Source organism: Planktothrix sp. FACHB-1365, assembly GCF_014697575.1.
Taxonomy (GTDB): domain Bacteria; phylum Cyanobacteriota; class Cyanobacteriia; order Cyanobacteriales; family Microcoleaceae; genus Planktothrix.
Window position 1 is genome coordinate 58,774 of record NZ_JACJSC010000017.1, and the last position, 19,370, is coordinate 78,143.

9 protein-coding genes are annotated in these 19,370 nt (G+C 37.8%); 4 read left to right on the forward strand and 5 right to left on the reverse strand.

The window, feature by feature from the left end:
• The first annotated feature begins 66 nt into the window (after nucleotides 1–66).
• Nucleotides 67–2,217, forward strand: a complete 2,151-nt coding sequence (locus tag H6G57_RS17845; protein WP_190520995.1) for a Tex family protein — start codon at nucleotides 67–69, stop codon at nucleotides 2,215–2,217.
• Between the two features lie 55 nt (nucleotides 2,218–2,272).
• Here H6G57_RS17845 and H6G57_RS17850 read toward each other — a convergent pair whose 3' ends face one another.
• Together H6G57_RS17850 and H6G57_RS17855 are read right to left on the reverse strand one after the other, a co-directional pair.
• Nucleotides 2,273–2,974: an isoprenylcysteine carboxylmethyltransferase family protein gene (locus tag H6G57_RS17850; protein WP_190520918.1), complete on the reverse strand. Its 702-nt coding sequence runs from the start codon at nucleotides 2,972–2,974 to the stop codon at nucleotides 2,273–2,275.
• Between the two features lie 26 nt (nucleotides 2,975–3,000).
• Nucleotides 3,001–3,462, reverse strand: coding sequence for an MAPEG family protein (locus H6G57_RS17855; RefSeq protein WP_309235946.1), 462 nt, complete (start codon nucleotides 3,460–3,462; stop codon nucleotides 3,001–3,003).
• A gap of 492 nt (nucleotides 3,463–3,954) precedes the next feature.
• Here H6G57_RS17855 and H6G57_RS17860 point away from each other — a divergent pair, with 492 nt between their 5' ends.
• Entirely contained in the window at nucleotides 3,955–9,663 is a 5,709-nt protein-coding gene (locus tag H6G57_RS17860) for a CHAT domain-containing protein (RefSeq protein WP_190520919.1), read from the forward strand.
• A 254-nt stretch (nucleotides 9,664–9,917) separates the two neighbouring features.
• Here H6G57_RS17860 and H6G57_RS17865 read toward each other — a convergent pair whose 3' ends face one another.
• Nucleotides 9,918–11,780: a hypothetical protein gene (locus H6G57_RS17865; RefSeq protein ID WP_190520921.1), complete on the reverse strand. Its 1,863-nt coding sequence runs from the start codon at nucleotides 11,778–11,780 to the stop codon at nucleotides 9,918–9,920.
• Between the two features lie 382 nt (nucleotides 11,781–12,162).
• Between H6G57_RS17865 and H6G57_RS17870 the strand changes: the two genes are divergently transcribed.
• The gene (locus H6G57_RS17870) at nucleotides 12,163–14,856 is read left to right on the forward strand and encodes a chloride channel protein (protein ID WP_190520923.1); all 2,694 of its coding nucleotides are present in this window, start codon (nucleotides 12,163–12,165) and stop codon (nucleotides 14,854–14,856) included.
• Nucleotides 14,857–14,869: 13 nt separating this feature from the next.
• On the opposite strand, the gene H6G57_RS17875 is transcribed toward H6G57_RS17870, so the two are convergent.
• A complete protein-coding gene (locus H6G57_RS17875; RefSeq protein WP_193871533.1) occupies nucleotides 14,870–15,130 on the reverse strand; it encodes a Mo-dependent nitrogenase C-terminal domain-containing protein in 261 nt (86 codons plus the stop codon).
• A 214-nt stretch (nucleotides 15,131–15,344) separates the two neighbouring features.
• A complete protein-coding gene (gene pbpC / locus H6G57_RS17880) occupies nucleotides 15,345–17,672 on the reverse strand; it encodes a penicillin-binding protein 1C (protein WP_190520927.1) in 2,328 nt (775 codons plus the stop codon).
• A 604-nt stretch (nucleotides 17,673–18,276) separates the two neighbouring features.
• Between pbpC and H6G57_RS17885 the strand changes: the two genes are divergently transcribed.
• The gene (locus H6G57_RS17885; protein WP_190520929.1) at nucleotides 18,277–18,858 is read left to right on the forward strand and encodes a hypothetical protein; all 582 of its coding nucleotides are present in this window, start codon (nucleotides 18,277–18,279) and stop codon (nucleotides 18,856–18,858) included.
• Nucleotides 18,859–19,370 lie beyond the last annotated feature (512 nt).

Sequence of the window (19,370 nt, forward strand, 5' to 3'; positions counted from 1 at the left end):
TGACTTAACATCCAACAAATATGATAAAATCAAATTTAGATGGAACATCTGTTGGTTTTGAATCCCATGCTCAATATTCCCCAAATTCTCGCTCAAGAACTGTCTCTTAAACCCTTTCAAGTAGAAAACGCGCTACAATTGTTTTCTGAGGGAGCAACGATTCCGTTTGTGGCGCGATACCGGAAAGAACTCACCGGGTCTTTAGATGAAATTCAACTGCGGGATCTTTCAGAACGCTATACCTATTTAACGGAATTAGAAGATCGGAAAAAAAGTATTTTAGACGCGATCGCATCTCAAGATAAACTCACCGATGAATTGCGAGAAAAAATCGAAAATTGTTTACAGAAAACTGAACTCGAAGATTTATATTTACCTTATAAACCCAAACGGCGAACTCGCGCTACTGTTGCGAAAGAAAAAGGATTAGAACCTCTCGCTCAATTTATTGCTAATTTTAATCAACCCAATTCCCCGACGGTTGCGTTAGAAGGGGAAGCCGAAAAATATATTTCTGAAGAAAAAGGCGTGAAAACCGTTGAAGATGCCTTAAATGGAGCCTCTGATATTTTAGCAGAAATTGTGTCTGAGAAAGCAAATTTACGAGCTTATTTGAGAGACTATTTAATGAATGAGGGGGTGTTTTCATCCCAGGTGAAAGACGATTACCCCGAAGGAACAACGAAGTTTGAAATGTATCGTCAATATCGAGAAAATGTACAGGATATTAAACCTCATAATTTATTAGCGTTATTTCGGGGAGAAACGGAAGGAATCTTAAAAGTTGAGATTGAATTTGATGAGGATTTTGTACAGTCTTATTTAGAATCTCAGGAAATTAAAACGAAAAATCCGGTGATTCGGAAATTTTATCAACCGATGTTAAAAGATGCTTTTAATCGGTTAATGAAAACGTCCTTAATGAGTGAAGTCAGAAGCGATCGCAAAGCCTACGCCGATTTAGAATCCATTAAAACCTTTGAAGCCAATTTAAGAGAATTATTACTCGCCTCACCGGCGGGAATGAAACCCACTTTAGCCATTGACCCAGGGTTTAGAACCGGATGCAAAGTTTCAGTTTTATCAGAAACCGGAAAATTCTGTGAATATCATACGATTTTCCCTCATCAAGCAGAAGGTCAACGTCAAGAAGCCGCGAAAAAAGTTAAACAATTAATCGATAAATATAATATTGAATTAATCGCCATTGGAAATGGAACTGCTGGACGAGAAACCGATGAATTTATAACCGAAATTATCGCTAAATTAGACCGAAAACCGATTAAAGTTATGGTGAATGAATCCGGCGCATCCATTTATTCTGCGAGTGATGTGGCGCGACAAGAATTCCCTGATTTAGACTTAACGGTGCGAGGTGCAATTAGTATCGGACGACGGTTACAAGATCCGTTAGCGGAATTAGTAAAAATTGATCCGAAATCCATCGGAGTTGGACAATATCAACATGATGTCGATCAAAAATTATTAAAGAAAAAACTGGATGATACGGTTGAAAGTTGTGTGAATTATGTGGGAGTAGAATTAAATACTGCATCTAAAGAATTATTAACCTTCGTTTCAGGAATTACCCCAACAGTAGCGCAGAATATTGTCAATTATCGTAATGAAAATGGAGCCTTTAAAACCCGTAAGGAACTGTTAAAAGTTGCTAAATTAGGGCCTAAAGCGTTTCAACAGGCGGCAGGATTTTTAAGAATTCGAGGGGGGGTTAATCCTTTAGATAATACCGCCGTTCACCCCGAAAGTTATAAGGTGGTGGAAGTCATGGCGAAAGATTTAGGCATTTCCTTGAATAATATTAGCCAATTTAAGGATAAAATTAAATCCGTTAAACTGGATAAATATGTTACCGATACCATTGGAATTCCAACTTTAAAAGACATTATTAACGAACTCGAAAAACCCGGACGAGATCCCCGTGCGGAGTTCAAATATGCCACATTTAAGGAAGGAATTAAAGAAATAACGGATTTAAAAAATGGCATGGAATTAGAAGGAATTGTCACGAATGTAGTGGCTTTTGGTGCATTTGTTGATATTGGAGTTCATCAAGATGGGTTAGTTCATATTTCCCAAATTGCGGATCAATTTGTTGATGATCCGAATAAATTTGTTAAAGTTGGACAAGTGGTGAAAGTGCGGGTGATGGAAGTTAATGAAAAGTTAAAACGGATTAGTTTAACGATGAAACTGTAGGGAATATATGAGGGATTCTAAATCGATTTCATAATATAGCGCGGAGCACGATGCGTTACCAAATTAAAGGAATTAATCTATATTTCACCTGATTTGTGTAATCTTGATATCCTTCTAATTCTTCAACTAACATCTTTTCTTCTCCCCTAATTCTAGCAACGAGAAGTAAGGATATTATAACACCGATTAAAACCCCATATTGAGAACCCAATAATAGGGGTGTTCCCAGGAATAAAAAGATCGCGCCTAGATACATAGGATGTCTAACAAAGCCATAAACACCAGTGGAAACGACGTGGTGATTTCGTTCAGTTTGGATTCTGACCAGAGGCGATAAAAAGGTATTATCTGTAAAAGCTCGGTATAAAAAGAAAAATGAAATCAATAATCCTATCCCTCCCAAAATTTTTAGCTCCCAGGGGAAATTTGTTGTCCATTGATATCGTTTGCTATCTAAAGGCATGATTATAATCCAAGCTAAAAATAAAAGTTCAAATCCATACAGAAAATATTGATCCCATACTTTTTGATTATCTGATCCGGGTTGCTTAAATCTTTCTACGAGTAATTCCGGGTCTTTTCGATATAAATAAATGGCAGTAACTCCAGAAATGATAATTAGCCAAACTCCAAAAATCCATCCTTCAAGCCATAACCAATCTCCTGAAAGAAGTAGAAGTAATAGAGGGATGATAAGAATATAAATAATTGCCAGAATAATCTGACCTGTTGATAATTTCTTATTTTCTATTGACATCATTAAACCTCCTCGAAATTCCTCAACTAAACCAATGCTAAGACAGTTAAGGTCACTAAACAACTGAACTGAATGACTAAGCTAAACAGCCGAAAATTAGGATTTAAACCTGCAATATGAATCAGTGAATGTAGCAGACGAAATCCGATATACACAATAATTAACACATCTACCGTTGTTCCAGAGATACCCCGAACAGTTAGCAGGAAAACCACTCCCAGATACAAAGGTAGGTTCTCAATTAAGTTTGCGTGAACCCGAAACAGTCGCCAAAGCAAACTTTCATCATTCGGTGTGCCAAAATCTTTTACAGAGCCACCCGCCGCGAGATGGCGAATTCTGACAGCGAGTAGCAGCACAACAATAAAAATTATCCACAGAATGAAAATAGCTAAACCCCACAGAGGAACAGTCATATCGCTTAATAATAAAGTGGGTACTTTTCCGTTCAAGGTGGAACTTATTCCGGCTATCGGTTGAATAGGCACGTTATTGCTCCTGTATATGGGGTTAACGGTGGCGGAGATTAGTCTGTCTAATCCTCGCTTGATTTTAGTTTGCGCGATCGCTCTACAGATTCACTCACCCAAAAGATAGTATTTAAAGTTAGGGTTTGACTAAAGAGTTTACACTTTCATAAATTTGGGCAAAAATTTTAATCCCAGAACGATGAAGCAAGGATTTTAAACTATTAATATATTTTCATGAATAGCAGTTTACAAAAATTGAAATAAATTATAAAATTTTTATCCTTACCCTCTGGGATCAATAAATCCTGACCGTTGTACTGCTACCGCCCGGATTGAGCCAAACAAGTTTATGATACCCTAAAAATTTACTCAATCCAAATAGCCTGTAAAGCAACTCAGTCTAACCCGATGATTGTTACTCAGAGGTATTTGAGTATTTCAGCCTACAGAACATTAAAGGTTTCCCTCTCAAAAAACAATTGCAGTCCCCCTTTAGAGCAGGAATGAGTGATGATGCAAAACAATAGAAAAAAACACCAAACTTTTCAAGGTCAACATCAAAAACTTGAAAATCTGCCTATATTAACTTTTAAAATCGGTTCTATTGTTACTATTTTAACATCGGGGTTTTTGGGGATATCCGCTTTAGCCAGTAATCATTTATCTGAAAATAAAAACTCCCCAGTTCATCCGGTTTTGGAGACGTTACAAGCGCAAACAACTCCCGCTTCTGAACCCAATAATCCTAATGTTAATCCTAATATTGAAGTTTTAATTGCAGAAGTCGTTATTAAGGGAATAGAGGATATCCAACTTCAAAAAGAAATTGAACAAATTATTTATACAAAAGCAGGTAAAACCACAACTCGTCAGAAATTACAAGAGGATATTAATCAGATTTTCGCCTTGGGTTGGTTTAGAACTGTACAAGTAATTCCAGAAGATACACCTAAAGGTGTACGAGTTACTTTTGTCGTAGAAGTTAACCCTGTTTTGCGTTCTATTAAGGTGATCGGGAATCAAGTTTTAACGACGGAAATTGTTCAACAGATTTTTCAGCAGCAATTCAATCACCGTATTAATTTAAAACAAATTGAGGCTGGAATTCAAAAAATTAATGCTTGGTATCAAGAGAAAGGTTATGCAATCGCTCAATTTATTACAGCACCCGAAATCAGTACCGATGGAGTTGTAACTTTAACCGTTGCAGAAGGGTTAATTGAAGATATCCAAATTCAGTTTATTGATGCTAATAATCAGGTTAATTCAGCCACGACCTCTATTAACAATTTAGAAGAACAATCTCCCTTTAAAAATGCGATTCAAATTAAAATTGGGGACGCTTTTAATCGAAATATAGCTGAAGCAGAAATCCAGAGGATTTTTGGAATTGGGGGATTTACAGATGTTAAATTAAGCCTTAGTCCAGGGGTGAAAAATCCTAGTTCAGCTATTATTATTTATCAAATTCAATCCCAAACGACCTCTGAACGATTAGAACAAGAAGCTGAAAAATTGGCTAAAGAAAATACTCCCGAATCTCAACAAAAAGCCATTGAAAAATATGAACAAGTTGCTCAAAATTATGCTCAAAAAGGCGATCGCCTTCGCCAAGCCTTAATTCTTCGCAAAATGGCAGATTTAGAAGCACAAACCGTTGAAAAATTAATAGCAGAAAGCCAATCTTTAAATACGTCTCCTTTACTCTCAGCAAAAACGTCTTTAAAAGGGGATAACCGTTTAAACTTAGATTCATCTTCTTCGTTAGGATCATTGCTTCAATCTCAAAATATTACCGCTAACAATTCGGCAAAATCGGCAACGGTGATTCAACTTCCAACCTTAGAAAAAGTTGAACCCGATTTGTTAGGATTAAGTACCTTAATTCCACCCCCACCACCCGATCCGAATACGGAAAAAATCATCAAAGCTCAAACTAAGACCGTTGAAAAACAACAAAAAACCTTAAAGTATTTGAATGAATCATTGAAAGTTTTTCAAGAAGCTGACGATGATTGGGGAGAGATTTTGCAAATTTACCAGATGGGTTATTTACATCGAAAGTGGAAAGAACCAGAACAGGCTATTCAATATTTGAATCAAGCCTTAGAAGGTTCAAAATCCCTAGATTCATCCAAAGCTTATTGGTTAGAAATTGCTGTTCTCAATGAAATAGGATTATCCTTACAGGAGTTAGAAAAATATTCTCAAAGCTTACAAACCTTCAAAAAACTATTATCTAAATTTCAAAAACTTCAGTCCAAAAAGATTGAAATGCCTAAAGGAGAATTGAGTTATCAATTTGAAATTCGAGGTTTAAAAACAAATGAACCTGATATTTTTTATAACTTATACTTAAATTTTAAACATGAATTATCTAATATTCAAGATTCTGACCCGGATCAACGCAAAAAAGTTGAAGCAATTATCCTAGGATCGACTTTAATCCAAATCGGTAAAGCTTATCAGCATTTAGATGATCAACCCGCTAAAATTGCAGTATTTCAAGAATCTCTGGAAATCTTTAAACAGCAATTGCAAATTTTGAAAGAAGCAAATGATCCCTGGTGGTCAGGTATTTTCTTGGGAATGGCTACAATCAGTGCTTTAGAATTAGATAATCCGCAACAATCTTTAACTCAAATTCGAGAAATTGTTGCGCTTAATCAATCTATCAATCAACCTGAAATAGGAGCCGGATTACTATTACTTTGGGTAGGGTTACAAACTTATCATTCACCAGAACCTGAGCAAGTTTTACCAGCTTTAGAAGATGCTATCTCTCTCATTAATCAAGTGCAATTACCCGAATGGAAATCTGGTTTAGAGATTGTTGCAGCTTGGCTTTATATGACCTTAGACGATCCAGTAAAAGCGAAATCTTTGCTGGCTCAAGTTCCATCTTCCCTCGCACAAGTTAAACAACTTGAATTGTCGATTCCACTTCGGTTAGCTTTAGCGGGAGTTTATCAAAAACTAGGAGAAAAACAACAAGCTTTGACGATAATTAGTCCTATTTCTACTCAAATTAATACCCTGAATAAACCTGAAATTTCTAGTTTATTGTTCATGGGTTTGGCTTGGCTTTATGACAGTTTAGATGAACGGAGATTAGCATTAGAAACTTTAAATCAAGCGGTTAACAAAAGTCAACAAGTTCCCCAAGCTGAATTAGCGATCGCTTTATCTTTAGCATCCAGTTGGCTATCGAGTCAATTGGGTAATCTTCAGTTAGCCAATACCACAGCAGAACAAGCTTTTTCTCAGATTAATACCCTCGATCAACCCTTGGTCAAAATTGGTTTATTAACAGGTTGGGCTTGGGTAATGGACAATAATTTTGATGATCAAAAAACGATGACCGCTCTCCGACAAGGGGTTCAAGGGTTACTGAATAAAACTAATCCTTCTCAACCTTCACTAGAGATACAATTGATGGCTTTTGTTCCCGAAATTTTAGTTTTATTAAAACAGCCTAAACTCGCCATCACTTTTTATGAAGAAATTGGCTTATTTCACCAAGAAAAATTGAATAATCTCCCTCAAGCTAACGGATTTTTTGAGAAAATTCCTGATACCTATCGACGCATGGGTAAACCTCAATTAGCCATTGAAAAATATCAAACTGTAACAGCAACTTATCAACAATTGGGGAATATTCAGGAGGCGACTCGTGCTTTATTAAAGTTAGGTCAATCTTATCAAGAAATTGGGGAATATCAACAAGCAATTGATAGTTTTAATCAAGCGGGAGAACTGTTACAAAACTCTCCCTATAAACAACAAGCTCCCTTAGCTTATCAAGAAATTGGTCGATTTTATGGCAGTTTAGGTGATCCCCAACAAGCTCAATTTTATTACAAACGAGCCAAAGAACTGGCCCAACAAATCGGGGACACCGCGCAAGTGGTGGATATTTTAGTCGATATCGGGGACTGGTATCGTCGTTGGGGCGAAGCACAACCCGCCTTAGATGCTTATCAGCAAGCCCTAGAACAGTTATCTTATTTATCTGAGTCAAATCGTCTATTATTACCCCGATGGGAAGAAACTTTACAAGCCGCCATATCTCAAGGTGAATGGACAAAACTGCAAGCATTAATCATCAATTCTCAACCCCAGGCGGTGATTCAAGCCAAGATGAGTTTGGCTTATTCGGATTTAGGAAAAAAACCAGAAGCGATCGCAGCCTTTCAACAAGCTGTTACCCTCGCCCAATCTGCTGATTTAGGGGTGAAGCGCCAAATGTTTATCCAAGGAGCTATCCTTTATGAAGCTTTGGAGGAACCCCAACAGGCGATTTACTTTCTAAAACAAGCTCAAGTTGATTCTCAAGCCTTTCTTAGCACCGTAGACGATTCTCCTCAAGATGCCACGATTCTCACTTTTTTAGGAAAACTCAACGCTCAGATGGGCCAAACGCAAGAAGCATTAGAATATTATAATCAAGCCTTGGAGTTAGCAAAAGACATGGGAAATCCGGCCTTAGAGTCGGATGCGTTATACAGAATTGCAGAAGTAGAACATAACGCTAAGGATTTTTTATCGGCTCAAAAACACCTAGAAGCCGCCTTAAAAATTGTCGAAGCCTTACGAACTGAAATTGCAGATTTAGGGCTACGAGCGTCTTATTTTGCAACAGTACAGGATTACTATGATCTGTATATTGATGTGTTAATGCAACAGCATCAAATGAATCCGACTCAAGGTTATGATGCTCAAGCTTTATATGCTTCTGAACGCGCTAAAGCCCGAACCTTGTTAGAATTATTAGCATTAGCAAATACCGATATTCGTCAGGGAGCAGACCCACAACTGTTAGCAAAAGAACGAAGTCTACAACATCAATTTCAGAGTTTAGAAGAACATCGCCTGAATTTATTAGCAGAAAAGGCCCCTTCCGAACAAATTCAAGCCTTAGAACAGCGACAACAAGAACTATTACAACAGTATCGTGATTTGCGAACTAAATTACAAACAACTCCCAACCGTTATGCTAACTTAACTCAACCTCAACCCTTAACATTAAAAGAAATTCAGCAACAAGTTTTAGATGAGCAAACCATCTTATTACAATATGCGTTAGGAAAAGAAAGGAGTTATGTTTGGGCAGTGACTAAAACCCAGATTAGTAGTTATCAATTGCCCGGACGGGAAGAGATTGAAACTTTAGCCAAAGAAATGAGAGAAACGTTAACATCGCCACGAGAACGAACTCGTCTCAATAATTTAGCAACCGTAGGCAATCGTTTAACCGCCATGATTTTAAACCCGGTTGCGAGTCAATTGCAAAATAAACGGTTACTGATTGTGGGGGATGGAATTTTACATTATGTTCCTTTTTCAGCCTTACCCATTCCTCAATTATCGGGTTTAGAAACAGACTATCAACCCCTTATTCTTCAACATGAAATTGTTAATTTGCCTTCAGTTTCTACATTAGCGGCATTGCGTCAAGAAACCGCAACTCGTCCCTTAGCTACAAAAACCGTTGCTATTTTAGCTGATCCCGTTTTTAGTCCAGACGATGAACGAGTTCAATCTAAAGGGACTCAGCCCTCTGGGGAACCTCCACTGGAAGCGGTGAACCTCCTGACTCGTGCAGCTAGAGAGGTTGGCATTAGTTGGCAACGTTTAATGGCCACTCGCCGGGAAGCAGAAACCATTATGGGTTTAGTCAGTGAGACTCAACGAAGTCAGGTTTTGGATTTCCAGGCTAACCGAGAACAGGCAACCAGTTCCCAACTGGCTAATTATCGCATTATCCATTGGGCGACTCACGGGTTTGTTAATAGTCGTAACCCAGAATTATCTGGGATGGTGATGTCTTTAGTCGATGAACAGGGTAATTGGCAAAATGGTTATCTACGTTTAAATGATATTTATAATCTCAATTTACCGTCGGAATTAGTAGTGTTAAGTGCTTGTCAAACAGGTTTAGGTAAAAATATTCGTGGCGAAGGATTAGTCGGTTTAACACGGGGGTTTATGTATGCGGGAACCCCTCGCGTTGTTGCCTCTCTGTGGTATGTAGATGATGTAGCTACCGCAGAATTGATGTCGAAATTTTATCCAGCAATGTTATCTCAAGGGTTAACTCCCAGTGCCGCCTTGCGGGCAGCACAATTGCAAATGTGGCAAAATCCAGAATGGCAATCGCCTTATTATTGGGCTGCTTTTAGCTTACAGGGAGAATGGAAACCTTCTCAACAGCTTTAATGTTTAATATTAAGAAAAACATTAGAGCTTTTCTGGCTTAAGTCGGTTCAAACCGCTTTCTCCGAGTGCTGAATTTTTTTTGACCTGCAACAATTACAATATTTACCGCCATGAACCATTGACGATAAAAAACATTGAAAGATGAAACTGATCTTATTAATATTAGGTTTGAGTTCCTTGATTAATCGTTTACTCAAATATTCCCAGGTTCCTACCCTGGGAATAAGAGAAACCTAGAAACGATAGAGATATAATTACTTACCTGGTTTTTTAGTTTTTTTCAAATAAGATTTAGCCCAAGCATAACGATTAGGATCTTTTTTCAGTAGATATTCCACAACTTTTTGTCGTTTATTTTCATCCTTAGCATTTTTAACGATTTGCTTCATTTCCGCATCCTGATCTTTCGGTGAAGCCCCTCGCTTAATGGCTTCTTCAAACCAATGTTCACCCACCAAAAATTCCCCTCGCTCAAAACAAATTGCACCCATTAAAGTGTAAGGATGATGACTATTGGGTTGATAATCAATTGCTTTTCTCGCACAAGTTTCAGCCTTTTCTAGTTTGGAAATATCACGAAAAGCACCGCCTCTTGTTGTTAATAAAGCTGATTTTAGTTTGTTTTCTTTAATTGCATTAAAATTTATATTTTCTGTTAATTTTAATGCTCGTTGTGGTTCATTCGCTTTACGCCAATGGCTACTAGCATTAGGCAATTTCCATTGATTTCCTGTCTTTTGGTACTCTTGTTCATAGAAAGTTGCTTCAATTGTATGGTAAGCAATAAAAATTTTATTACTATAATTTCTATTATGGATATTATAGCTACTATAAAAAGTATAATCACTATAATATGAATTATAGAAAAGCTTATTTTCTATCAGCCAAGCCACCTCAATTTCCTCAAGTCGATTTCCTTTTTCTAGTTTTTGCAAAATCGGGTATAAGCCTGTAGAAACTCCTCGATCTGTATAGCCTGAAACATCATACTTAGACTTGAGAGTTGCAAAGTGTTCTTCTTTAGCAAAAACAATAATATCTTCGCGTCCATTCTGTTGAAGCCAATCAATATCATCCTGACTTAATTCCTCGCCTTTTTTGACAGTAGACTTTAAATAATTAGCATATTTTTCAATAGCAATAAGAATAATATTTTCACGTCCATTCTGTTGAAGCCAATCAATATCAGCCTGACTTAATTCCTCACCTGTTTTGAGAGTAGACTTTAAATAATCAGCATATTGTTCAATCGCGATCGCAATTGTATCCATGAGTTTACGCTTTTTAAGAAAGTTGATATCCTGGTCAATTAGCTTAATATTTGCATCAACTTTTTTCAGAACTTTATACAAGTGACTAGAGGGTAAACTATCCTGAGAACTGGTTGCTTTATACTTAATTTTTAGTTCATTAAACTCTTCTTTTTTTTCATTTTCTAAAACAATACTAAGAGTTTCATTGAGTTGATTATCTTCTAAAAATTTTTTATCTAAAGCGGTTAATTTTTGGTTAGCGTCAAGAGATTTTAGAATTGGATACAGGGGGCTAAAAACGGATAAATCTAAGTATGCTGTCGATTTATACTTTTCTTTAAGTTGTGCAAATTCAGCTTGTTTTATTGCTTGTTTTTGATCAACAATTGCTGAAATTTCTAACAATTTTTGTTGTTGGATAAATTCAACATCTTTCTCATTTAAGTCTGCTTCGGATTCTAATTTTTTTAAAATTGAATACAACGGGGAATCGTCAGGTAAATAACCATCAAATTGATCTACTTTATACTTAATTCTTAGCTGTTTAAATTCTTTGATTTGTAAAGCTTGATCAGCAACATATTTAAGAGAACTTTTTATCAGAAAATCAATTTCTGAATCTGTGATTTCATGTTCTGAATCTAGCTTCCAAAGAATAGAACAAACAGGAGTATAATTCTTCGCTCTATGGGTGACATTATACTTTACCCTTAACTGATCAAATTCTCCATCTAATTGACAGATAGCTTGTGCTTTATCCTCTTGTTCTTTTTTAATGGTTGTAATCGTTTCTAATAGTTGGTTGTCGAGTAACCAATTCCATTCTATGTCATTGATATCCATTCCTAAATCGGCTTTTCGCAAGATCAAATACAAAAGACTAGAGAGGGATGAATTTTCATAGTCAGTTGCTTGATACTTGGATTTGAGGGTTACAAAATGTTCGAGGGAAAATTGCGAATGGTGGTTTATCATAGAATTTGAATCAATTTTATATCAGCTTACTACTTTATATCAGTTTACTACACAGCCTGCTCCCAGAATTTCGCAAACGACCGAGGTATTTTTTTCCTAGTTCCCCTGGTTCTACCAGGGAACATCTGCTAGAGGCTCTGCCTCTTAGAAATGAGGTGGCAGAGCCACCTTATAGGATTTCTAGGTAGAACCTAGAAACGAGAGAAAATCATGTTCTTCACACACTGACAAGCTGCTATCCTAAACAATAGCCAAAAATTCTATTGTCCCTATGTGGCGCATCTCTATCCCCAGAGAAATTTCAATTCTGTCCTCTAAAATTTTATCACCCACGACCCCTAAACGTTATGCCATTATTGAAGCCTGTTTAATTGGCTTGGTGTCGGGTTTAGCCGCATTTTTATTAAAAGAAGGTGCAGGATGGTTAGGGTCTTGGCGAATTTCCGAATCCTTAAATGCTGCGGTTCCCGCTTGGATTTTTCTTCCGGGTGTGGGATTAATTGGTGGTTTATTAACAGGTTTGTTAGTCGAAAGATTAGCGCCAGAAACCGCCGGAAGTGGAATTCCACAAGTTAAAGCTGCGTTAGCTGGAGAACCGATTTCCCTTGACTTTCGAGTCGCATTTGCTAAACTCATCGGTACGATGTTTACGATGGGTTCTGGATTAATTTTAGGACGTCAAGGGCCGACGGTACAAATCGGTGCCGCCTTAGCCGCTTGGATTAGTCGTTGGGTTCCGACTTCTCCCAATTATCGCCGCCAATTAATTGCTTGTGGTGCCGCTGCTGGGTTAGCCGCCGGATTTAATGCACCCATCGCGGGGGTGTTATTTGTAGTCGAAGAACTGCTGCATGATGTGTCAGGAATTACCCTTGGCCCTGCGATTATTGCCTCTTTTATTGGGGCGGTAGTTTCCCGTTTATTAGGAGGTCAAGAATTTAGTGATAGCCTAACAAAAACAATTATATTAGAAACGGTACAGGATCGATTAGTTTATGCCAGAGAAATTCCGTTATTTATTGTATTAGGAATTCTAGCGGGAGTTTTAGGAACCCTCTTTAGTCGCAGTATTATTGCGGGTTCAAAATTTAATCGCCGGGTGTTACGATGGGGATTACCTCAACGCATGGCGGTTGCAGGTTTATTATCAGGTTTAGTGGTATCTTTATTGCCTCTTTCCTTTAGAAATAATACCGGAATTCGAGAATTAATTTTAAGTGGAGAATTGCCCTGGCAAACCAGTGCTTTAGCGTTTACGGCTCATTTTATATTAACAGCAATTGCAGCCAGTTCCGGCGCACCAGGAGGATTATTTGCTCCCTCTTTAGTATTAGGTTCGGCGTTAGGACATTTAGTGGGAAGTTGGGAATCAGAATTCATGTTAGGCATTGACCAACCCACAATTTTTGCTTTTGCAGGAATGGGGGCGTTTTTCTGTGCAGTGGCGCGAACACCGATGACGGCGGTTGTAATTGTGTTTGAAATTACAACGGATTTTGGGTTAGTTTTACCGTTAATGATTTCTTCCATTGTAGCTTATTTAATTTCTGAAAAACTTGATCCTGAATCTCTCTATGATCAGTTATTAAAATTGAGTGGAATTGAACTTAAACCCGACAAACCTATTGATGGAGTATTAGAGAAATTACGGGCTTCTGATGTCATGCAACGCAATGTCGAAACCCTGTCGGGTCATTTAACCTTAAAACAAGTGATTGAAGCCTTTGCAACCTCCCATCATCGCGGATTTCCTGTGGTTGAAAATGGCAAATTAGTGGGAATTATTACCCAAACTGATTTAACTCAAATTAGTAGTCGCCAATTCCCTGATCATACCCCCATTGATCAGTTAATGACAACCCAACCTATTACCGTTGGCCCTGATGATAATTTAACTCATGTTTTGTATTTATTGGGTCATTATAAACTTAGTCGTTTACCCGTTGTAGAACATCATCATTTAGTGGGAATTATTACTCGCAGTGATATTATTCGCGCCGAATTAGGTCAAATTAGTGGGGAAACAACCCAAGTGGGACGACATTATGAACCGTCTTATATTGCCTATCAAACGAGGGGGCCACAAACCGGAAATGGTCGTTTATTAGTGTCATTATATAACCCTCAAACGGCCCCAACCTTATTAAAAATTGCTATAGCGATCGCTCAAGAACGCAATTATGAATTAGAATGTTTAACGGTGATTACAATTCCCTATAGTCAATCTCCTTCAGAAACTCCAGTTCGGTTAACAAAAAGTCGGCGTTTATTACAACAAGCTGAACGTTTAGGGCAACATTTACAGATTTCTGTTCACACTCAAATTCGAGTTGCCCATGATGTCGCCCAAGCGATTTTAGAAACCACTCAAAAGGAACATATTGATTTATTATTAATGGGTTGGCATGGGGAGAAGTCAGCGCCAGACAGGATTTTTGGCAATGTGATGGATACAGTTATTCGTCAAATTCCCTGCCAAATTATGTTAGTTAAATGGGCGCAAAATCTGATTTCTCATGAGAATCAAATGGATGGTAATTCAGATATTGCTGCTTGTCCTATTTTGGGTCTACATCGTTGGTTAGTTCCCGTGAGAGATACTTTAGAACATTCCGTTTCTGTGCAGCTTTTACCTGCATTAATTAAGTTAAGTTTATCTCCTCAAGTTCGTCTTTGTCGAGTGGTGAAAACGGGGATTTCTGAACAGGAAATCAAAGATTTTAAGCAGGCTTCAGAATATTTAAGTGATCGTTTAAATACGGAGGTTATTTTTAACAGTGTTTGCTCTAATTCCGTATCAGAAGCCGTTATTGATTTAGCCAATAAAGATCAATGTGATGTGATTCTATTAGGAGCTAGTCGAGAAGGAATGTTAAGACAAGTGATTCAGGGAAATATTCCAGAAGCGATCGCTAAAAATTGTCACTGTACTGTCATTTTAGTGCGACCTGCTCTTAAAAAATAATCAATTTTGACGGTTAAATTGTCATACCACATTCATCGACTAAATAACACATTGCGCGAAACCGTAAACCCATTAATTGTTCATAAAAAGGGTTGAGTTTGCACAGGGGAGGAATATGTAAAAGGGTATATCCAAAAAGTTTAATATCCCGTGCAAAGGGACATTGTGCTGGAATTACCCGATATAAAAATAGTGCTACATCAGGGTTGTGAATTTCCAGATTATCTAACCATTGACGCAGAGGGTTAAGCAGATGAGAGATTATGTTACGCATGAGCATCTCCACTTGTTAGGGGACAATTTCGCCATGTTGTTTTCGGTTTCCTAGTTTCTACTTTACAAATCTCAATCAATAATTAGGTAAAGGATTTGAAAAGAGTTGCTCGAAAATTATAAAAACTTTGTAAAGGTTGAAAATTTGTATTCTAAACTACAATTTAATCATCTGAGAAACCGGGTTTCAGGTTAGAGTTATTAATTATATAAGCCTATTTATTAGTATTAACCACTGAAAAACCTCGACGATAGGGTTTTTTATCCGCTATTTGCACTTGAAATTGAACAGTATCCTGTTGATTTCCCTGTTTAACGGTTAGCGTCCATTGTCCGGGTTGTAATTGCCAAAAAACAGAATTAGCAGACTGAACATTTAATTGTTTCCCATTTAACCACCATTCCACAGGCTGTTGAGAAGGGTTAGTAATTTTAAACTCTAATTTAGAAGCATCTCCCGAATTCATCACAAAATAATCATCAGTTTGAGGAGAAATTATCGTTAATTGATGTTGTGTTAGTTGAGGATGAGATTGTCGAGATAACCATTCATTATATTCAGAATTTAATTTAATTTGAGGTGATTTTTGATAATATTCAGAAACTTTTTTTAGATCAAAATATTCTAATACAATTCCTCCCGAACAATCGGGAGTCGGACGTAACCCTGTTGTTGCACAAATCGGTAACTGAACAAACCCTAAAGGTTTGGGAAAATTACCCGGTTCTTTTGTTTCATGCAAATGCAATATAATTCGATTCCATAAAGGTGCTGCACCCATTACCCCAGACACATTTTGCATTCCTTCACCGCCAAAATTTCCTACCCAAGTTGCAACGGTATAATCTGTTGTAAAACCCACTGTCCAAGTATCTCGATAATTAGAAGAAGTTCCGGTTTTAACTGCAACGGGGAAGGGTAAATTTAACACAGAATCAATCCCAAAAGAATAAGCTCTCGCATGAGGATCACTTAACATATTGGTGATTAATTGCCAGGATACAGCCGTATCAATAGGGGGTGAATTAGGGTCAAGAAGTTGTCTTTGACTGAAGATCACATTAGGATTAATAACTTTACCCTGATTTGCCATAATTAAATAAGCCTGAGCTAATTCCCATAAACTCACTTCTCCACTTCCTAATGTTAATCCTAAACCATAATAATCAGGAGTATGGGTTAAATGTCGAAATCCTAGCGTTTCTAATCGTCCTAAAAATACCGGAACAGTGACTTTTTCTAATACTTTTACCGCCGGAACATTTAAAGAATTTGCCAAGGCAACTCGCACCCGCACGGGGCCTAAAAAAGTTTCACTATAATCCTTTGGGCTGTAAAGTTTTGCCCCAGGAATTGCATAATAAGTGGGAACATCTGCTAAAATTGTATGGGGTTGAATTATCCCTTCTGCTAATGCTAATTCATATAAAAAGGGTTTCAACGTTGATCCGGGTTGTCGCAGAGCTTGAACCCCATCATTTCGCCCTAATTGATCGCTATTAAAATAATCGGGAGAACCGACATAAGCTAATACTTCTCCGGTGTGATTATCAAGCACTAAAGCGGCGGAATGATGAACATTATGGTCTTTTAAACTGGTAATAATTTGTTCAACTTGCGCTTCAACAAATTGTTGTAACGGGCGATCTATTGTGGTTTTGATATAATTAGCTAATACGCGCTGTGTCAAAGGCTCAGAAGAGGATGAATGGGTTAACTTTTCAGTTAGCCAAAATAGAAAATGGGGTGCGGCAATAATTCCTTGTTGTTGGGGTTGGAATGTTAATGTTTCTTGATAGGCACGTTCCGCTTGAATAGGAGTAATATATCCATCTTCAATCATGCGCTTTAAAACATAATTTTGACGTTTTTTTAATGCGGATAAATTATGGTATGGATTTAAGTCTGTAGGGTCATTGGGAAGGGCTGCTAATAGACTCGCTTGGGCTAAATTTAATTCTGATGCTGAGGTGTTAAAATAGATTTTTGCAGCAGCTTCAACGCCATACAAATTTCCCCCCATTGGTAAACGATTAATATAAGCTTCTAAGATTTGCTGTTTATTCATTCCGGCGGTCAGTCGCCATGATAACCAAATTTCCCCAAATTTATTCGGTAATGTTCGGGGTGCGGGTTCTAATAATCTCGCTAATTGCATGGTAATGGTAGACGCACCGCTAACAATTTGTTTAGCTTGAAATGCTTCTAAAATAGACCGAACAAGCGCAATAGAATCAATCGCCCCATGTTGATAATAGCGTTTATCTTCAGCAGCAATAATCCCGTTAATAAAATCAGGTGAAACTTGACTTAAAGGAACAATTGCAGTATGATTTTGATTAGAACTTAAGACTGTTCCTAATGGTAAATGATTGCGATCGCTAAATTCAAACGCCACATCTTTTTGTAGAATATCTTCTGCATGAATCGGCGCAAGATAAGGAAGCGATCGCAACATTCCCCCAAAACACAATATTAATAGAATGGTTCGGATCGCTGGATGTCGAAAACAATACAAAATTTGGGGTGGAATTCTGTTCATCTCTCAGCCTCATTATAGATTGATATAATTAATATTGGCAGTGCTATCGTCTAATAATCTGGAAACTAATCAAAGTCTTAACAACTGACTGAATTGATCTACATCTTAATATTGTTCATTTACGGATTAAAATTCATCCAGATAACTCGGCTTTATAATTCACTGATAGATTGAATCTTAACCCGATACTTTTCCCAATTATTTTGTAAAGTTTGAGTATTAGGATGCTCTTAACCATAAGTACAGGAGAGCCCATTTTTGTGATCAATGTAGGGGGTACATATCCATAATGAAAAATATTCATATTACAACAAGATAAATTTATAAAGTTATGCTGTACTGTCAATTTGTAACCAATATTATTAGAGATCAAAAATTAATGAGCGATTCCTTGGGACTTAACGCCGATACCTCGACTAATCCCATAGTCAGCGTCAAAGTCAATCGAACTATCATCTCTGAAAATGGTGGGATAGGGGCTTTCATCATCAAACTCAGTCAGCCTGCACCCAGCACCGGGCTGAATCTGAATATCAGTGCCCTCGACAGCGATAATGCCGGGGGAGATGTCACCAATACTAAGAGTACAAATCTAAGCATTCAAATGGATCCGGTCACCAAGAAACCTGCTGGCCTCACCATTACCCCAGGTGCCACCGAAGCCAGACTCATCCTGACAGGCATACCTGATACTGTAGTCGAAGGCGATGAAGTCAGCACCCTCACCCTGTTACCCGGTGAAGGTTATACCGTTGCACCTGGCTATAGCACCGATGCGATTACACTGACTGAGAAACTCATGGTGAGTGTCACGGCTAGTCCAAATGCGATCGCTGAAAATGGTGGGGTAGGGACTTTCACCATCAAACTCAGTCAGCCTGCACCCAGCACCGGACTGAATCTGAATATCAGTGCCCTCGACAGCGATAATGCCGGGGGAGATGTCACCAACACTAAGAGTGAAAATCTAACCACTCAAATGGATCCGGTCACCAAGAGACCTGCTGGCCTCACCATTGCCCCAGGTGCCACCGAAGCCAAACTCATCCTGACAGGAATACCTGATACTGTAGTCGAAGGGGATGAAGTCAGTACCGTAACCCTGTTACCCGGTGCAGGCTATATAGTTTTACCGAGCCAGAGCACCGATGGGATTACGTTAATTGATGATAGTTATGCTCAGTAGTCTTCAAGATAATGACATCCTCTATAGCAAAGCCTTGTCTCCCATGATGTTTAGTGGTAACGGGAATAATACAATTTACCCTAATAATATGGGTGCAGTTTTTATGTAATTAGGGATTGCTGAATAAACCCTAGGATTGTCAGTTGGGAGTATTTGAAAGAAGTTAAAACCTTTTAGCCTAAAGAGTATCCAGGTTTTCCCTTCAAGTGGTAATCACTATGGATGATTCTTAGGATTGCCACTTCAGGGAGAATAAAATCAGGAAGGAATTCCCTCAAACCCATCTGAGATTTTAATCAGGATGAGTTTATCTATAATATGTATTTATTTTAGCGAAAAATACTTTTCAATTGTTATTTATCATATCTTTACGACCCATTTCTTCTAATTCTTCCACAACAGCAAGAGAACCTGAAATATCGCCTTTGAGTAGAAGTTCTTTAAGAGTTAAGATTTCTTCCATAGGAGAGAATTGAACAAGATTAACTGTATTATAGCTCATCCCAGAAACC

Excerpts from the sequence above, each read along its gene's own strand:
- H6G57_RS17870 (WP_190520923.1), top strand. The coding sequence starts at position 12,163 with ATGTGGCGCATCTCTATCCCCAGAGAAATTTCAATTCTGTCCTCTAAA.
- H6G57_RS17885 (WP_190520929.1), top strand. The coding sequence starts at position 18,277 with ATGGATCCGGTCACCAAGAAACCTGCTGGCCTCACCATTACCCCAGGT.
- H6G57_RS17860 (WP_190520919.1), top strand. The coding sequence starts at position 3,955 with ATGATGCAAAACAATAGAAAAAAACACCAAACTTTTCAAGGTCAACAT.
- pbpC (WP_190520927.1), bottom strand. The coding sequence starts at position 17,672 with ATGAACAGAATTCCACCCCAAATTTTGTATTGTTTTCGACATCCAGCG.
- H6G57_RS17845 (WP_190520995.1), top strand. The coding sequence starts at position 67 with ATGCTCAATATTCCCCAAATTCTCGCTCAAGAACTGTCTCTTAAACCC.
- H6G57_RS17875 (WP_193871533.1), bottom strand. The coding sequence starts at position 15,130 with ATGCGTAACATAATCTCTCATCTGCTTAACCCTCTGCGTCAATGGTTA.
- H6G57_RS17850 (WP_190520918.1), bottom strand. The coding sequence starts at position 2,974 with ATGTCAATAGAAAATAAGAAATTATCAACAGGTCAGATTATTCTGGCA.